This window comes from Streptomyces sp. NPDC048506 (genome assembly GCF_040651315.1).
Lineage (GTDB): Bacteria > Actinomycetota > Actinomycetes > Streptomycetales > Streptomycetaceae > Streptomyces.
The window spans coordinates 43,727-60,699 of sequence record NZ_JBEZIX010000009.1; the positions used below are offsets into that span (position 1 = coordinate 43,727).

The 16,973-nt window shown below is 67.8% G+C and carries 15 protein-coding genes and 1 pseudogene; 3 read left to right on the forward strand and 13 right to left on the reverse strand.

Features of this window, described 5'->3' with window-relative positions; all coding sequences use genetic code 11:
- Nucleotides 1–108 precede the first annotated feature (108 nt).
- The 5 genes and pseudogenes from AB0C96_RS09285 to AB0C96_RS09305 form a co-directional block, all read right to left on the reverse strand.
- A complete protein-coding gene (locus AB0C96_RS09285; protein WP_362915310.1) occupies nt 109–594 on the reverse strand; it encodes an ATP-binding protein in 486 nt (161 codons plus the stop codon).
- A gap of 454 nt (nt 595–1,048) precedes the next feature.
- Nucleotides 1,049–1,264 carry a hypothetical protein gene (locus AB0C96_RS09290; protein WP_362915312.1) on the reverse strand — a complete coding sequence of 72 codons (216 nt, stop codon included), beginning with the start codon at nt 1,262–1,264 and terminating at the stop codon, nt 1,049–1,051.
- 2 nt (nt 1,265–1,266) lie between these two features.
- Entirely contained in the window at nt 1,267–1,671 is a 405-nt protein-coding gene (locus AB0C96_RS09295) for a LysM peptidoglycan-binding domain-containing protein (RefSeq protein WP_362915592.1), read from the reverse strand.
- A 42-nt stretch (nt 1,672–1,713) separates the two neighbouring features.
- A pseudogene (locus AB0C96_RS09300) lies at nt 1,714–2,316 on the reverse strand (N-acetylmuramoyl-L-alanine amidase); the annotation flags it as partial.
- Nucleotides 2,317–2,375: 59 nt separating this feature from the next.
- Nucleotides 2,376–2,735 carry a hypothetical protein gene (locus AB0C96_RS09305; protein ID WP_362915314.1) on the reverse strand — a complete coding sequence of 120 codons (360 nt, stop codon included), beginning with the start codon at nt 2,733–2,735 and terminating at the stop codon, nt 2,376–2,378.
- A 242-nt stretch (nt 2,736–2,977) separates the two neighbouring features.
- On the opposite strand from AB0C96_RS09305, the gene AB0C96_RS09310 reads away from it, so the two are divergent.
- From AB0C96_RS09310 to AB0C96_RS09320, 3 genes are all read left to right on the forward strand, one after another.
- A complete protein-coding gene (locus AB0C96_RS09310) occupies nt 2,978–4,081 on the forward strand; it encodes an ALF repeat-containing protein (RefSeq protein WP_362915316.1) in 1,104 nt (367 codons plus the stop codon).
- 166 nt (nt 4,082–4,247) lie between these two features.
- Nucleotides 4,248–4,514, forward strand: coding sequence for a YrhB domain-containing protein (locus tag AB0C96_RS09315; RefSeq protein ID WP_362915318.1), 267 nt, complete (start codon nt 4,248–4,250; stop codon nt 4,512–4,514).
- A 220-nt stretch (nt 4,515–4,734) separates the two neighbouring features.
- Entirely contained in the window at nt 4,735–5,760 is a 1,026-nt protein-coding gene (locus tag AB0C96_RS09320) for a hypothetical protein (protein ID WP_362915320.1), read from the forward strand.
- 189 nt (nt 5,761–5,949) lie between these two features.
- On the opposite strand, the gene AB0C96_RS09325 is transcribed toward AB0C96_RS09320, so the two are convergent.
- The 8 genes from AB0C96_RS09325 to AB0C96_RS09360 form a co-directional block, all read right to left on the reverse strand.
- Nucleotides 5,950–7,434 (reverse strand): hypothetical protein, encoded by a 1,485-nt coding sequence (locus tag AB0C96_RS09325; RefSeq protein ID WP_362915322.1) that lies wholly within the window; start codon nt 7,432–7,434, stop codon nt 5,950–5,952.
- Between the two features lie 17 nt (nt 7,435–7,451).
- Nucleotides 7,452–8,426, reverse strand: a complete 975-nt coding sequence (locus AB0C96_RS09330; protein ID WP_362915324.1) for a hypothetical protein — start codon at nt 8,424–8,426, stop codon at nt 7,452–7,454.
- 113 nt (nt 8,427–8,539) lie between these two features.
- Entirely contained in the window at nt 8,540–9,472 is a 933-nt protein-coding gene (locus AB0C96_RS09335) for a hypothetical protein (RefSeq protein ID WP_362915326.1), read from the reverse strand.
- Nucleotides 9,469–10,386, reverse strand: a complete 918-nt coding sequence (locus AB0C96_RS09340) for a hypothetical protein (RefSeq protein WP_362915328.1) — start codon at nt 10,384–10,386, stop codon at nt 9,469–9,471. The genes AB0C96_RS09335 and AB0C96_RS09340 overlap by 4 nt, the downstream gene beginning before the upstream one ends.
- Nucleotides 10,383–15,344 carry a phage tail tape measure protein gene (locus AB0C96_RS09345; RefSeq protein WP_362915330.1) on the reverse strand — a complete coding sequence of 1,654 codons (4,962 nt, stop codon included), beginning with the start codon at nt 15,342–15,344 and terminating at the stop codon, nt 10,383–10,385. Before AB0C96_RS09345 ends, AB0C96_RS09340 begins: the two co-directional genes overlap by 4 nt.
- A 37-nt stretch (nt 15,345–15,381) precedes the next feature.
- Nucleotides 15,382–15,783 carry a hypothetical protein gene (locus tag AB0C96_RS09350; RefSeq protein WP_362915332.1) on the reverse strand — a complete coding sequence of 134 codons (402 nt, stop codon included), beginning with the start codon at nt 15,781–15,783 and terminating at the stop codon, nt 15,382–15,384.
- Nucleotides 15,729–16,316, reverse strand: coding sequence for a hypothetical protein (locus AB0C96_RS09355; RefSeq protein ID WP_362915334.1), 588 nt, complete (start codon nt 16,314–16,316; stop codon nt 15,729–15,731). Before AB0C96_RS09355 ends, AB0C96_RS09350 begins: the two co-directional genes overlap by 55 nt.
- A gap of 135 nt (nt 16,317–16,451) precedes the next feature.
- On the reverse strand, nt 16,452–16,877 hold the full coding sequence (locus tag AB0C96_RS09360) for a hypothetical protein (protein WP_362915335.1): 426 nt from the start codon (nt 16,875–16,877) through the stop codon (nt 16,452–16,454).
- Nucleotides 16,878–16,973 lie beyond the last annotated feature (96 nt).

Genomic DNA, 16,973 nt, shown 5'->3' on the forward strand with positions numbered 1-16,973 from the left:
TTGCAGCGTAGACGTGGGGTCGGACACTGTGCCGTTGGAGACGGGCAGCATCACCAGGTCGGTTCGGACACGGACGCGGCGTGAGCGCGGGGAAGGTCCACAGCCCCGTCAGCCAATCGCAGATGCTCCGGCATGCTTCCGGTCCCGGCAGCCAGTCGACTGAGCATCGACGCCGGATGCCGGGCCTGCAGCGGCCGCAGCCAACTCGCACCATGTGGTCTTGCCCGCTGGTTCCCGGTAGCTACCCCAGGCCGCAGCCAGGACATCAACGAGAAGGAGGCCACGACCGTGCTCGTCGCTCGGCGGCGGGGTTTTCAGCTCCGCGTCCCTTGTGTCGGTGTCGGTCACCTCGACGCGGATCCTTCGGCCAGTCCACCGGATACAGACCACGCAGGGCGCCCCCGTGTGGACTACCGCATTGGTGATCAACTCCCCAGCGAGCAGTTCTAGATCATCCAGCGACGGCGCTTGCCATCCCAGGCGCAGACTCTCCACCACCTTCCGCACGACTCGACGCGCCGCCCCCACAGCCTGGATGTCGGCGTCGGCCTTGAACGCGTAGGGCAACTTGCGAAGGGCGAGGCGCGGCGTCATCAGACCTCCTCGGAGTGGCCGCGGCCTCCTTGGTGTCAGGCCGCATGGCTCCGCGACCGGCCGAGTGCGCGTGAGCCGATGGCGGGTCCTCAACCTGCCAGCATGGGCGGTGATGCGCCATTTCGCCGGTGATATCACTCCTGTAATCCACGCTCGGAGCAGACGGGCCAGGGGGCATGCGTAGTCACTATTGCTTCGCGAGCCAGGCCCCAAGGGCAGCAACCACCGACCTGTCACCAAGGAACCGACGACCAACAGGGCTGAGAATGATGTACGGGTCCCAGCCGTCGGTATGAAGACCGGCCGCGAAGTCCGGCAGGTCACTGGTCGGTCGTGTGCCGCAGCCAACGAGGTGGACTACAGGGTGCACAGCAAAGCCTCCTCCAGACAGCGTCGATCATGCCACCGTCAGGAGGAGGCCGGGGGCTACTCACGCAACCCCAAGCGCCTCAGTTCAGACTCGCGTCGGCAGGGGCGGTTCCTGGTGAAGGGCCTTGACGGTCTTGCGGTCTTCGACGCGCTGCACGGCTTCGCTGGTGCCGAGCATCGCGGCTGCCAGGGCGAGGATCAGCCCAGTCGGCAGCCCCTCGACGTAGTAGGCGATCAGCGAGAGCGCCGCAGCGGCAATGCCGTAGAGGCGGGTGCTGTGGACATGGATGAAGGTGCTCAAGTTCAGTTCCCGTAGGCGAGTTGGTGCAGAAGGTCCCAGCCGCGCCAACCGATGGCCGGGTCATTGGGGCGGCCGGTGGTGTGCAGGTTGTGCTTGCGGTTGAAGCCGGCGACCGCGTCCTGGGTCTGTGGGCCGTAGTTGTCGGACAGCGGCACCGACCGGTCGAGCCATCCGGTGTCCTTGAGGGCTTGCTGGAGTCGCTTGGCCGAGGGCGAGTTACGGCCCGGGGCGAGCCCGGCCGGGAACGGCGGCGCCGCGTACGTCTTCCCACTGCTCTTGCCGGGAATCTTCAGCCGCTGCCCGATCTTGATGACGTACGGCGCAGTGATGCCATTGGCCTGGGCGATGGACTGCCAACTGATGCCGAAACGCTTGCCGATCCCGGAGAGCGTCTCGCCGCTCTTCACCGTGTACGTGGTGCCGCCCGAAGAGTCCCCGCTGGGAGTTCCTCCGGTGGGGCGCCCCTTCAGGCGATCCGTGACCCGGCCGCGCAGCCAGCTCATCGTGAAGCCCTTAGGGTCGACCTTCCCCGCCTGCCACTCACGGTGCCCGATCACGCTCGCCGCGCTCCAGCCGTGCACCCGGCACAGCGCAGCAGAGACACGTTCGATCGCATCGACCTGCGCGGACGGCCACGGGTCGCGGCCATCGCCGAGGTTCTCGCACTCCCACCCGTAGAACGACGTGTTGCCGTCTGTATCAGCCTGATTCGCCTCAGGCAGTGCCCGCTCAGCGATCACCGCCTCAAGAACGTCTCCGTCGCCGCGACCAGCATGGTTCGCCCTGCCGTTTCCGATCAGATGAACCGTGCCGTCCTTGGCGATCACGCCATGGCACAGCGGCCCCGGGAGGCCCTCATATCCGCGCTCGCACATGCTGACGGTGTTGCTCGTACCGGACGTCACCGTGTGGTGGATCATCACGCCACGGACAGGACCCCACGGGCCCTTGTGATTTCGGTTGTGGGTTCGCCAGCCGGGACGCTCAACGACCCGCACGCCTTCTGCGCGCAGTGCCGCGACGAGCCGGTCAGGACTCAGGGGTGTTGCCAACGTCGGCGCTCGATATCTCCCCGCGCCCGATCTTGAAATAAAACTGCTCCGCCCACTGCCTACGGAGGCGCCCCGCGCGAGACGATCCACAACTGCAAGGCCATGAGAAGCAGCGGGGCCACGAAGGACGAGATCACCAGCCGACGCGTCGCCGCGGCCTGCGTCTGATCCTCTCGGCGCTGCTGCTCGGCACGCTCCGTCGCCTGGTCATGCTCGACGCGCAGCCCAGCCAGGCCGGCCTCGATCTGACTGATGCGCTGATCGACCGCCCGCTGATCGGCCCGGTACACATCCTCGGTGACCACCTGGTCCAGGCGGGCAGCCAACTGGGCGAGGTCGCCCCGCAGATCCTCACGCAACTGCGATACGGCACGGTGCAGCTCCCACAGGGTGGGCTCAGCACCCGGCGGCACCGTCATCGGCGATCTCTCCCGGCAGCCCCGCACCTACAGCCATCGTACGGGTCCCAAGATCACAGCTATGCAGTAACGGAGTCACCCGAGTAGCGGCGCTCTCCACGACGTCTCCAGGGACACCCTGCGCAGCCCTTACCCCACCCGCCTGCAGGGATACGCCGTAACTAATCTACCCTGTGTTGCGTAATTTACAGACTAATGTCCGACCTAATGCTCGTTCCACAGGAAAACTTGGGGTATTCACGTTGAAGCTCAACCGTGTCTCGGCCGCAGTCGCCGCTGCCGCGATAGCACCTGCCGTCCTGCTCTCCTCTCCGGCATTCGCCGCGGACGGCCACAAGGCTTCGGCAGCCTCGGCTCCGGACACGGCATCGGAAGCACAGAAGGGCGACGCGCAGAAGGGCGAGGCGTCCAAGGACTCCACCTCCTCGCCCAAGAACGCGAGTGACGAGGACAACCGCTTCGCCATCCTCAAGATCATCAACAAAGCCAAGCCCGGCAGCCGCGTCTACGAAGCCGCGCAGGAGGCTATGAACGGCTCCGCCGAGGACCGCGAGCACTTCCTGCAGGAAGGCTACGAACTGGCCCAGTTCGCCGACGACACGCTGCGCACCGTCCAGATCTCCAGCATCGGCGGCAAGGCCGTGCGGAGGGCCGCCCTTGAGGCGCTGAGGAAGGACACCCACGAAGCCCTCCGCCAGTTCCTGGAGGTCGGCCAGTACGTGGCCCGCGACGAGGACAACAGCGTCGAAATCGCCCGGATCCTTCATAAGACCAAGCGCGGAAGCGTGCTCTTCGACGCCGCGCAGGAAGCATTGGACGGCAGCCCCGAGGACCGCACGCGCTTCCTGGAGGCGGGCCAGTACGCAGCCCGCGTGACCGACGACCGCATCAGCGCCCTGCGCATCCTCTCGGCCGGCGGCCCCCACGTCAGGGAAGCCGCCAAGAAGGCGCTGCGGAGCGGCGAGGCCAAGGATGTCCGTCACTTCCTCGACGTGGGCCAGTACGAGGCCCGCAAGCTGGACGAGGCCGAGGCTGCCAAGGACAAGAACAACAAGGACAGTAAGGGCGACGAGAACGCCAAGGACGGCCAGGAGTCCAAGGAGGGCAAGGCCACCGACGGCGACAAGCAGAATCAGGACGGCGCTAACGACGCCAAGAAGTCCAACGGCACCACCGACGCCAAGCGCACCGTAGCGACCTCCAGCACCGGCTCCTCGGGTGCCCAGTTGGCCTCGACCGGCGCCAGTTCGGCCACCCCTTGGGCCATCGGTGGCGCCGCCGCTGCCCTCACCGTCGGCGCGGGCCTGGTCGTCGCCTCCCGTCGCCGCACCGCCAGCGAGCACTGACCCGCGCCCACGCTCATATGCCCCCCACCACCGCCCTGCTCCAGCACGGGACCAACGATCCTCCCGGAGCCGGGCGGTGGCGGGTACGCGCCTTCAGCCTCCCCTGCCGGCGGCAAATGCACCCAACAGGCATACTCCGCACCTGCCGAAGTCGCAGGAGAGACTGATGCTGGACGAAGCCGAAGCCCTGAAAGTCGCTGAAGAATTGCTCAAGCGGGAAACCGGGCCTTACGACCCCGAGATGTCCATCGACTACGAGCGCATCCGCGTGAAGAACGACATCTTCATCGCCCCTTTCAACGGCACGGAATATCTCGACACCCGCGACCCGCTGGACATGCTCCTCGACTGTTGGCCAATCCTCGTCGACCTCAAGTCCGGCAAGACTCGTCTCGGCACGATCGAAGACCGGCCACTCTGGCAGGATGACTAGCGGTGGTGCGTTGGACCAGGATGTAGAGGTCAAGAGGACTGCCGGTGTCTATGGTTGACGCCCCGCTCCCCGACAGCTTCCTCGAGATGAAGGACCTCATCTCGCAGTGGGCCGAAATCGATGGACCCGGCAGGAACGACCAGGGCATCAATGACCTTCGACACGGCATAAAAGACGACCGCAGCACCGACCGTGCCGATGCGCACATATCGTTGGGGCGATGAACAGCGACGCGCCGGCGCAGCCCCGCCGTAGAACGGGCAAGCGAACAGCCATATGGAGTGCAGCGGTGCTCCTCCTCGTCGGTGGAGGCACCGTGGGGTACTCGCTGGTTACCGGCAACAGCGAGCCCGACTGCGACGGGCTGCTCAACAACGCATCCATTCAGCGCATTCTGGGGCCACACCGCTCAGACATGAGCTGCACCGACCTCGGGGCGGCTCTGCGTGACGCGGCCACCGGGCCGACGCCCGGGCAGCACACCCTTGCCCAGGCGCGGAACATGCGCGAGACGATCAGAGCCATCAGCGACGACGTCAAGCATCGTCAGGACCTGGCGATCGCCCCCGGACTCCGCAAGCCGATCGCCTCGGCAGTCGCGGACTACGTCAGGGACACCCAGGAGATACTCGTCGACGTCAACGAGGACTACAGCAAGCGGCGCGCCCCCTGGCGTGACGGGCACGTCGTCCGCATGCCCGCCGGCCTCCTCGACGTCACCCGGGTGATGCGCGCGGTAGCCGACGATCCATCGGCCTACGCCAACTTGCGCTTGGCACAGACCCATCGGTGTGCAATCGGCCTGGCCAGGGTGCCGACGAAGGCGACCGAGGACGACGACGTTCTCGAACTGCGAGCCCGCGAGTGTGGCTCAGCCCTCGGCTTCCTGGACGGTATCGCCGACGACATACCGGAATCCGAACGCGGGAAATGGCAGACAGACGTCCTCGCCCACCTCACCGCCCATACGTCGAAGCCCCCCTCGTACCGGCGCAACCCCGTGGAGCATCTCACCTCCACGTGGCGCCAGGGCCTCGTACGCGACAAACCGGACAGGACCTTCTTCCTCAAACAACAGGCCAGTGATCTTGTTGCCACGTGGGCTGTCGGAAGGGGCCTGGACCCGGACGATGCCGCGGTTGACTACGTCCAGAACGGTGCCCTGAACGCCGCCCACACAGGCGTCAGGACGACCGAAAATGCGGTGAAGTGCACGCGGCAGCCTGAAGAGCAGCTCTGCCCGTAAGTGCAGAACCCACGCCCATCCGGGCATCGGCGGGGTTTGACGCCATCCCACCTGCGCCATGTGCCGTTCGTGGTGATCGGCGGGAGCCCCACGCGGCGGGCAGCTCAGCGAACACCTCTGCCATCAAGGGACTTCGCAGCCGACACCTAGCTGGACTTCCTCGACGAACTTGCGGCGCCAGTCACCAGTTCAGTCAGCTCGACAGCTCACCCCGTCGAAGCCGACCCAAGGACTGGTCTTACCCGTCATCCCGTACAGCCTCAGGGCTCCGTCGGCTCCGATGTCCAGCCGGAGGACCGTGCCATTGGCAGTTGAGGGAACAAGTACGCGGCGCAGTACAGCGGGACGGTATCCCTCGGGGAGCACGGCGATCTGACGCCCGCCCCGAATCTCGGGGTCCTTCAACGTGACGAAGCCGGACAGCTCGATGGTGCGCTGCGCAGTGACACGGACCATCGCGGGACTCTTGGCATCGGGGTAGACATCCGCGGACATGGTGATGTGCTGCCAGTCGGTGCGTGGGCGGGTGATCCAACCACCGACGGATATCCCGCTCGTAGTGAAGACCGTCTCGGTATCGCCCTCCGCCGAGACGGCACGGATGGTGACCTTTGCGCCTTCGGCATTCAGGAACGTGCGGGCGCCCAAGTTGCCGGAGCCGCCCGGGGCGTCTCTGCCGTCTTCGACGTAGATTTCGCAACTGCTCGTCCCGGTCGGCCCCTTGGCGCTGGTGCCGTGCACATAGGTCTGCCCGTGGTCCTTGTTGAGTCCGGATGTTGTGGTGAGTTCGAAAGCGCCACCTCTCACCCCAAGTTGCGGAGAAAGCAGGGACAGCTGGGAGGTGTCGGGCAGGTTCCAGCGGTCGATCTGCACGGCGGGCGCGGTGAGCGCCGCATAGGGGAAGGCTGTGCCGTCTGCATTGACGCTTGCCTTCAATGTCCCCGGCGCCTTCTCCATGCCGGACGCCGAATACAGCAGCACGGACGGGATGGCCTCCAGCGGTGCGGGGGGCTGTGGTGTGACGACGACCCGGCTGCCGGATTCAGCAGTGCGGACGGTACTGCCGGTGACGACCGCGCCGTCGATGGTGCCGCCCGTGATGTGCTTACCGGAGATCGCATCGGCCGCGAGGGCGTCTGCCGTGATCGACCCTGCCTGGAGGTCTGCGGAGGCCGCCCGGCGTGGGGTGCCGACTGCGGCATCACTGGCGGGCCCGGACGCGCCGGCCAGGCTGCGGCATCGCAGCTTCACCCACCATTCGGTATACGGCAGCGGTACGGTGCACGATCCGCCCTGCGGCGTCTCGACGGTGTTACGCAACGTCCCCTGCGTCGGCTCGAACTCGGCTGTCGGTCCGACATGGACCTCTACTCGGGCGAAGTCCAGCGGGGCCGCGGCGGCGTCGACGAACTCTCCCTCCCACGACACGTACAAGGCCCCGATCGCCGCCTCCACCGTCGGTGCGACGGGCGTCGGTGGAACCGGCCCGTTGACAACAGTGACGCCGCTGGTGCCATCCGGCTGCTGGCCCACGAGGGCGCGCAGCGAACCTTGCGCGTCGTACACCTCCAGGGCGCCGTTTTCGATCGAAGCGTTGGCGAGCTTCGGGGCCCGTGCGAGGGCCTGGACCCGCTTCTCCAGAAGCGCGAGTCGGGTACCGATGTCGGTAGACAAGACGAGCGTCCTTCGGGTTATGCGGCTGTGCCGTAGTGGTAGCCGTCTGCGCGGGCGAGGCTGAGGCTGGCGGTCTCGCCGGCCTCGGTGTCGGGCCGTACGGTCCAGCCGGTGATGCGGCACCATCCGGACCAGTTCGTCCACTGGTTGCGAACAGTTACGCGTACGTCGTCACCGACCTGCCAGGAGCCGATCGGCGCCCGTGGGTGGTCGCGGACGGTTATCTGCTCGACGTGGCCGAGGGACTGCCGCCATGCCCGCTCGGCTTTCGCGCGCCGAGCCAGTGAGTCCTTGCCGCGTACCTCGGGCAGCTCCAGGACGTACTCCAGGCGCAGCCTGCGGTTGCGGACAGCTTCGATCGCACGCTGCTGGGCGCGCCCCTCGCCGCTGCCAGTGGCGATGACGACCTGCGCGTACTCATCGGCGCTGTAGGTGACCGGCGGGCTGTCGATGATGTTGATGCCGCTGGTGAACGCCACGTCGGTGCGCCGCGCTCCCAGACGCGGGTAGCCGAGCTGTATGCGGCGGACCGGACGCCGCGCTTTGCCCCACCAGGTAGTGCACGTGTAGTCGGGAGAGTCCGGATCTTTCACGAGGTCGTCGAACTGATCGCCGAGGACCGGGGTCTCCCACCAGCGTGAGTGCCACGGCTCGGAGGGCGTGCCGACCGTGGCTTTCGACGTGGTCGCGTCGACGCTCAGCCCGAGGTCGCCGTCCGGGATCGACTGGGCGTAGGCGACGATGTCTCGCGCGATCTTGCAGGGGTCGGCGCGTACGTAAGGTCCGCGGCCTCCGAGCTCACCGTCGAGGTCGTGCCGGTGCTGCAGGTAGGACGTCCACCCCGCTGCCTCCACCTTCAGATCGTTGCCCTCGGGCTCGGTCTGCCAGATCAGCCCGCCCCACCGCAGCTGCCCGTTGCGCTCGGCGTAGATCAGCGTTGTCCCCGGCTCGGCCAGCTCAGGGTGCAGCCACGCAAGCCGCGGCGACAGCATTCCCCTCAAGTGGCCCGGCCCGTTGAGTTCGGGGCCAAACTCAACGTCAGTGAGCGGGAGATGCGGGGAGAGCCATTCACCAGTCAAGGCGTCCTGGGTCAGGTACCGGTAGGTCACACCGGGCCCTCGGTGAACTCGACATCCGCGACGATGCTGGTGCCGCCGTCGACGCCGAGGTCGCCCTTCCAGTCCTTCGCCATACGGGCCTGCATGGAGAGGACCTGGCTGGTGCCCCGGTATGAGGCCGGCAGGTTGATGGTGTCGGCGACGATCGCCGTGTTGCGACGGACGACCTTGCCCTGGTTGTCGTCGACGACAGTGTCCTGCCCGGCGATGGTGCCGAATACGGGCTGGATGCGGCCGTAGAGGCTGTCGTAGTCGAGGCGAAGCCCGGCGATCGTGATGGTGAACACCAGCTTCGTCGCCCACTCAGGGACAGGGATCGACCAGCGTGCCTCCGGCGGCCAGTCATGCCACTTGTCGTCGTCCTTCCACGCCTTGGTCAGCTTCGCGGGATACGCGGTGTAGAGCGTGCGTTCCCGCCGGGGGTTGGCGACCGTGCGCAGGTCGCGGATCATCGCCGCGGTGATCGTGGCGGTGTTCGCGGGGATGTCGAGGCGGGCTATCGCGATGCCGGTGACGCCCTTGGGCGCCTTGGTTGTGGTGGGGGAGACGTTGGGGATGATGTCGAAGTAGTTGATCGCGTCCTTCGCCGGGTCGAGGCCGCCCTCGTACTCCGGGTCCTGGACCTTCAGGACGATCAGGTCCGAGCGGGGTGTGGCGCCGGTGGGCGCGATCGGCACCGTCTCCGTGCCGATGTTGTAGGCGGTGTACGAGCCCTGCCACATGTTCGCCTTGCCGCGGATCACCGCCGAACCGTCCGCAACCTGCACGCCCGAGCCGGGGACGGGCAACGGCGTCACCTTCAGGTCCGTGGCCTCCGTAATGCCCTCCATCCCGCGACTGAGGTCCTTGATCATCATCCGGAACGTCTGCGCGCTGTGAGTGGCGCCGTCGACGAGCAGAGGGGCTTGGGCAAGCGTCATCGGTGGATCGAAACCCTTCGGTCTGAGAGGGAGGTGTAGGCATCGCGCCACTGCGCCGTCAGGCGGGCGGTCGCGGTCGGATCGGACGCCGTCCAGCGCAGTTCGCTGCGCCCGGGCGGCAGCACGAACGTGTCCAGACGGGAGTTGGTGGGTGCACTGCCGCCGTTTTCGCGGGTGACGCGGATCTGACCGGGGCGCGTATCGATCCGCACCCACTGGCCGGCGGCGAGCGTGACGGGCAAGTCGATGGACCGGCCGGTCTCAACATGCGTGATGACCGGGTTCGCGCACGGCCCATGCACGGTGATGACCGGATGGGTATCGACGTCGCCGTTGCTGGTCACCCAGCCGGGGCGCGTCTGCCCGGACGGATTTCCGCTGATGACGCGGATCGGCGCCTGGACAGGTGCCCTGAAGCCGCCGCCGGACAGCCAGCCGAGCCGCAGCTGCGTCTGCTGCTCGAAGTCGGCGTAGAAGCGCGGGTGAGGGGCAACGAACTCAAGGTCGAGCGGCACCCAGCCCAACGCGGCCTTCCCCAACGTCGGGTCGATCTTCCGCATCCGGCCGAACAGGACCCGCACGGGCGAGCCGGGCCACTTGATGCGCAGCGGCATCAGCGCCCCGCCCACCGTGCGCACCCGCGCCTCGTCGGCGACCGCTTCCAGGCCCGCGAGGATCTGCGCGGCAGCGGCCGGGTCGCCTGGCGTCCTGATCGCGCAGTCGATGCTCAGCGTGCGGGCCTCGTACCAGTCCGGGGACAACCACGCGCCATCAGCGCCCGGCTGCGCAACCACCTCACCGCGCACACGGGCACGGCCCAGCCCCTCGATCTCGGCGATCGGGATAGACGTGCCGTGCCCGAGAACGATGCCGCCGAAGTCGAGCTGGAAATCCTTGAGGTCGGGCGAGCTCATCGCAGGACGCCCCCACGCTTCGCACGCCGCATCTGATACGAGACTGCGGAGGCGATGTCGTCCGCCGAGGCTGGGCTCTGGGCGACGTGGATGGTCTGGCTGCCGATCGCCGGGGCCTGGTGCACGACGACTACGCGGGCCCGTCCATCGGCGGCGTCGACGAGACGGCGCGGGGTCAGGGAGTAGCCGAAGCGGTCCGCGGTTTCGGCGAGCACAGCGGAGGCCCGCCCCCGTTTGGCCGGAGCATGAGGGATGTACGACTCACCGCGGGTCTCCCGCTCGGCGAACTTAATCAGCCCACGCTGGGAGGAGTAGACACCCGGCTCCCAGATACCGCCGTCCGCGTACGCCTTACCAGCGTTCGCCTTCACCAGATCTGCGAGGAACCGGTCGGCCTTGCCCGTTTTCTTTATCTGCCCCTTTGCGCGGTTGGCGATCTCGATGACCCGGTCCTCGTCCAGAGCCCCGGCCTCCGCCACCGCGTGAATGCCCTTGTTCTTCGCCAGCACCCCAATGACCTTCACCAGGTCGGTGAGCTGATCACTGTCGAGGGCGCTCGCCGCGTTCTTGGCGGCGGTGTTGGCCTGCTTGGCCTTCTTCGGATCCTTCGTCGCCTGCGCGGCGAGGGTTTCGGCGCTCTCGTCGTTCTGCTCGGCCAGGCGTTGGGCGAGCGCCCCGTATCCGTTCGCGGCCAGCTTCGACAGGTTGTTCTGGAAGGCGGTGGAGTCCTTGACTGCGTTCTGCAACTGACCGGTGTAGTCGGCCAGCGTGGCCTTCGCGGTGCCGGCGAGCTTGGTGAGCTGCGCCGCCATCGACTTCACGTACGTGCTGGACCCGCGGGCCATCTTGCGGGTGAGCGCGACACCGTCCTCACCCATCTCCTCCAGCGCCTTGGCGACGTCAGTGCCCGCACGCCGGGACACCGTCGCCAGGTCATTGCGCCAAGCGGAAGCGGTGCGCACCGAACTGCGCAGGTTCCGCTCGAACATCCCGAGGTCGAAGTGCTCTTTGCCGCCCTTGCCCTTGCGCTGCGACTTCGAGACGACGTCGGATACGGAGAATCCGGAGCCGCCAAGGGGCTGGTAGGACCAGTTCGACAGGCCGCCGTTGGCGTACCAGTCGATCCCGGACGGATCACCGCCGAGCCGCCGCACGATCTCTTCGGTGATCCGGCGCGAGCGAGGACGCTTCGACTCCGCGAGCGGGACGTAGCCCTCTCCGTGAGTCTCCGGCTCCGCCCACACACGCATGGCGCCCGCGGGCGCGATCTGCGCGACGTGGTTCTCGCGGACGCCGCCGTCGGCGTAGTAGTCGATGACCGAGCCGCGCGCCTGAGGGGCCTGGATCAGGTCCGGGATGCCGTTGCTGTCCCGGTCCCAGCTCGTGGCCGCGAGGGATACACCGATGCCGATGGTGCGGCCCATAATCCCGTTGATGGCCCCCTGGATGCTGCTGGCCGCCGAAATCGGACCGCTGGTCGGCACCGTGACCGTGACGTTCTTGCTGCCCGGAATGTCGGTGACCTTGATGCCCAGGGCTTCGAGCTGAGACCGCGCTTCCCCCGTGGGGGCGCGCACCGTGACGGTCTTGCCGCCCGGCACTCCGGCGATCTTCTGCTTGACCGCCTCCAGGCTGCTGATCGTCTCCTGCGTCGAGGAGGTGACCTTGACCTGCTTGCCGCCCGGAGTCTGGGCGATCTTCGCGATCAGCGCATCAAGGTCCGTCAGCGCCACGCCGGTAGGAGCGGTGACCTGGACACGCCGGTCCTTCAAGTCCTTGATCTTGAAGCCGAGCTTCTCCAGGTCCTCGCGGGCCTCGTTGCTGAGGGTGGCGATGGTGACGGTCTTCTTGTCCGGGGTTGCCTTCAACGCCTGCTGGACGGCGATCAGCTCCGCCATCGACTCATCCATGCCGGCTGTCTGGAGAAGGATGGAGACCTGCTCGGGCATGAGCCCGGCGGCGTCGGCGAGCTTCGCGGCCTGCTCGGCGCCCAGCCCGAAACCTTGAGCGGTGGTGATGGCGGACTCGCGGGCGGTCTCCATCTGCTTCTGCGCAGCCTTCAGCGCCTCCGGGACACTCTTTCCGTTCGCCTCCGCGTACTGATACGCCGCGAGCGCGGCGTCCGCCGAGTTCGTCGAAAGGCCCTGCAACAGGTCGTACAGCCTCTGCCCGTTGCGGGTGACGGTCGAGAGTGAACCGTCCATGTTCAGCAGGGACTTGCCGTACCCCTGTGTCTGGTCGACGCCGCCCTTCAACGACTCGGACGCATCGGACACCGAGCGGTTCAGCCTGGCTTCGGCCGCAGAGAGGTTCACCGAGCCGCCGGCGAGGACGTTCAGTGCATCGTGCAGTGCACGAGCCCGGGTGTCGGCATCCGCTGTCGTGTCGGACAGGCGGCGCATCGCGTCGGAGAACTTCCCGAACGGCCCGACCGCATCGGCCGCGGTCCGGCCTCCCGTCCCGGTGGCATCGGCCAGATTCTTCGCGTCCTTGACGGCATCGGACATCTCGCCCTTGACCGAGCCGAGGGCGTCAGCGGCCTTCTTCGCCTTCTGGCCGAACTCGGTGTACCCAACTCCGCCGCCCCTGATCGCCCGCAGATTGGCGGCGGCTGTCGCGTTCAACTCCGACTGAAGAGTCCCCAGGGACTTGCCCTGCCCGAGGTAGGAGTTGGTGAGCTCCCGCATGGAGATCCCGGCGTCCGCCATGACATCGACCAGACGCTTCTTGCCGTCATGGACCTTCGTGTCCATGAGCGACTGGGCGGCTGCGACACGGACGCTGTCCGTGACCGCACCGTTAGACTCCCGCAGAGCCTGCGTGAGAGTGCTGATCCGAGACTGGTGTTCCGCTGCCGCTTGGGCGGCTCGCTGCTGGTGAGAGGCGAGCATCGACAGCCCCACACCAGCAGCGGCGATGGCGACGCCCCAAGGGCCACCGAGCGCGCCCATCAGCCCACGGGCAGCACCGCCGACTCCGGCCCCGATCGCGCGGGCTACGCCGTTGATCGGGCCGTTGGCGTTGCGGAATGCGGAGGCCATCTGCCCCACAACGGGGATGCGGGTCTGTACCACTGCCAGGGCCTGGCCGATCCGGCCGATGGACTGGCCCTGCGCGGCGGCAAGCCGCTCCTGCACCCGCATCTGGTCACTGAAGGAGCGGTAGGCGCCGGTGGCCGGTCCGGCAACGGTGCGGGCCAGGTTCATGAAAACCGGGGTGGCCCGGCGGGCGAGAAGCATCGCGATGATCGCCGTCTGGATGGGGCCTGGCAGCGCGGAGAAGCCGCGCACCAGCCCGGCCACGACGTGTCCGAGCGGGACGAGCACCGTTGATGCGGCACCGGCGCCCGCGGAGACCAAGTTCAGGGCGGTGACGATGATGTCGAGCGCCGTGCCGCCCGCATCCGCTTCCTCAGCGACGTCACCGATGGCGTCGGCAACCGGGGACGCCGCTGAGACGACGTTGCGTAGGATCTCCAGGAGGGCGCGGCCGCCGTTGACGAGGACGTTCACGCCTGCGGCGGTGGCGTCGAACGCGATGTCCTTCAGCGGACCACCCAGGCCGCCGAGCGCATCACCCACCTCGTCCAGACCGGCCGAGACCGCCTTCGACACCGACGGCCCGGCCAGCGTGTACAGGTCCTGCACGTAGTCCAGCGCAGCCGCCATACCGGGGGTAGCGGCGGCCATCCCGGCGGTCAGCAGCCGCGTGACCTTCTCCAGCCCCGGTGCGGCCGCCGTGTAGAGGGCCTGGCCGGTGTTCGACGCCTGGGTCTTGAGCTGCGTGACCGCACCCGCGAGACCCTTGGTCTGGGAGGCGGCGATCTCCCCGGCGGCACCGGTGCGGGCGATCGCCGTGTGCATCTGGTCGAACGCCTCGACACCCTGATGCGCGAGAGCTGAAGCCCCGGCCAGGGCGGGCTTGCCGACGACGTTGGCGAGCGCCCCCAGGAAGTCCTTCTGCGACATCCGGTGCTGGGCCTGCTCGAAGCCCTCGATGACCGTGCGCAGGCCCTTGAAGTTGCCCTGCGTGTCCCAGGCCTCGATGCCGAGCTCTGCCAGGCCCTTGCGCATGTTCGCGGTCGGCTTGGCCAGGTTCGTCAGCATGCCGCGCAGCGACGTACCGGCCTTCGAGCCGAGAATGCCCGAGCGGGCCAGCATCGCCACCGCGGCTGAGGTGTCCTCGATCGAGATGCCCAACTGGGCCGCAACCGGGCCCGTGTAGGACATCGCGTAGTAGATGTCCTGCAGCCCGCCGGACGCAGCGTTCGCGGAGGCGGCAAGGACGTCCGCTGCCCGGCCTGCGTTGTTCGACGACAGACCGAACTGGTCCATGACGTCGCCGAGGTATCGGCTCGCGTCCGCTGCCGAGAGGTTGTCGGCGGCGGCGAGCTGCATCGCCGCCCGTGCGTTCGCGATCGACGACGTGGAGGTCTGGCCGGCCTTGGCCAGCTCCAGCATCGCGTCCGCAGCCTTCGCCGCGGACGTGCCGGGGATGTTCAGGTCGGCGCCGAGCTCGCGGGCCTTCGCCGCGGCCTGCACCATCTCGACGCCGGACGCTCCGGTGACCGCGCCCCACTTGTTGATGGCGCGCTGGTACTCGTTGCCCTCTTTCGCGATCTCGGCGAGCCCGGCGACGATGCCGCCACCGACGACGAGGTTGCGCAGGTGGTGCGCTTCCTGACGGGCGCCGAGCAGCCCGTGCTGCAGCTGCCGCATCGAAGCGTGGCCGTCCGAGCCGACGCGGCGTAGACCGGTGCGGGCACCGTCGGCGTGCTGTCCCAGGGTGTGCAGCCCGGATGCTGCGCCGCGGGCACCGGAGCCGGTCTGGCCGAGCTGCCGGTTCAGCGCAGTGACGTTCCGGCCCAGTGCGCGGACGGCGCGCGATGCCTGCCGGACCTCGGACAGGAGCCGGGACGCGTCGGCGCGCATCTGCACGCTGAGCGTGTAGTTCGACACCTGCCGGTGCCCTTACTCCCCGCGCCCCTTTCTCGCTCTACCCCTGGCGTTGCTCCCACTGGCCGCGCGGAACGAGGCCGATCCGCACGCCATACCCATCGGCCCCGTCCGGGACCTGCTCCTGCTCGGCGGTGATCAGCTCACAGCCGACGCACCGCACGGTGGTGGTGACGTACGCGTACCGGTCACCGCCCTGGGCCTCGTCCCACTCCGCAGCCCTGGTCCCGCAGTTCGCGCACACGCTGGACCGGTACGCCTCGTACGCGAGTGCCTTCGCCCGGTCCGTCTCCGACCAGCGGCCGTCACCCGCGCCGAGAAAGAACGAATGTGGGATCCGGTAGCGGTCGCACAGCTCCAGCTCCGCGCGGAGCTGTGCGTCCCCGATCAGTCTTTTCCCAGCTCCACGGTGCTGGTACGGATGATCTGCTGCGCCTGCCACGCCGCGGCGAACAGCGCGTTGGACTCGGCCACTGGCCAGCTGTCGAGAAGGTCCTGGGCGTCGTCCTCGGTCATTCCCTCGACAGCCTCGCCGGCGTCGTCACGCTCAATGTGCGCGGCCGCGATCAGTGCCGCGGGGAACGTGTCCGGGTTCCAGGCATCCCCGTCCTCGGCCTGCGCCTCCGTCGGCGGGAACCGCTTGATCAGCCCGTCCAGCACGGGCCGGGGCAGAGCCTTGAACGTAAGCGCCAGGGAGACCTCGTCGAACGCCTCCCGAGCCACCACGAGGTCGTGCTCCGCCCGCTCTGTCTCCGCGCTGGTGGTGCGCTCGGCCTCCGCGTCGGCCATCCGGCAGCGAGCTACCTCCAGCTTCGCCTGCTCGAGATGCTTCTTCGCGGCCAGGTCGTCGCAAATCCGCAGGGTGTGCTCCGGAAGCTGCCGGGCACGGAGACGAGCCAACTTGCGGGCCCAATGAGCGTCACGCGCAACAGCGTTCGCGGGCGGTGCAGGGGTAGGACGGGTGGTGCTGGACATGCAGGACTCCACAGAAGCGCGATGACGGGGAACAGGTGGGGAGCCCGGCCGGACCGTGCGGCGAGCGCCGGAACAGAGGGGGATGGCGCTGCAACGTGCGCAGGCCGGCCGGGCAGTTCAAGGGCGGCGGCCGGGCTACTTCTCGATCTTCGGCTGGACGCCAGCGGCCGGGATCTCCGCGTCCTGAGTCGGCTTCTCGGTGATCGAGAAGTTCACGGTGAACTTCGCGGCCTCGTTGTCCGTCGAATAGTTCGGCGACCGGGAGCCGATCCGGACGGGGAAGACGTCCATGCTGCGAGAGGCGGGCACGTCTCCCTTGCGGAGGAAGACGACCCAGCCGGTGTCGTCCTTCTTCAGCAGCTGCTCGATCTCGTCCGACACCTTGTCCTCGTAGAAGCCGAGGGACGAGTCGTCGGCCTGGTCAGTACCGGGGATCTTCGACTCGAAGGTGCTGCCGAGGTCGGGGGTCTCGATGGCCTGGTTCGACAGCGACCAGCCGTCGATCGCCGCGATCGCATTGGTGAGGTCGGTGCCGGCGGTCAGCTCGGGACGGGTCGGCACATGACCCTGATCAGCGACCGTCTTCAGCCAGAGGACGCGAGTGACGCCGCGCCGCGAATACTTCTTTACCTGCAAGGTCTGCTGTCCGATTCCGGG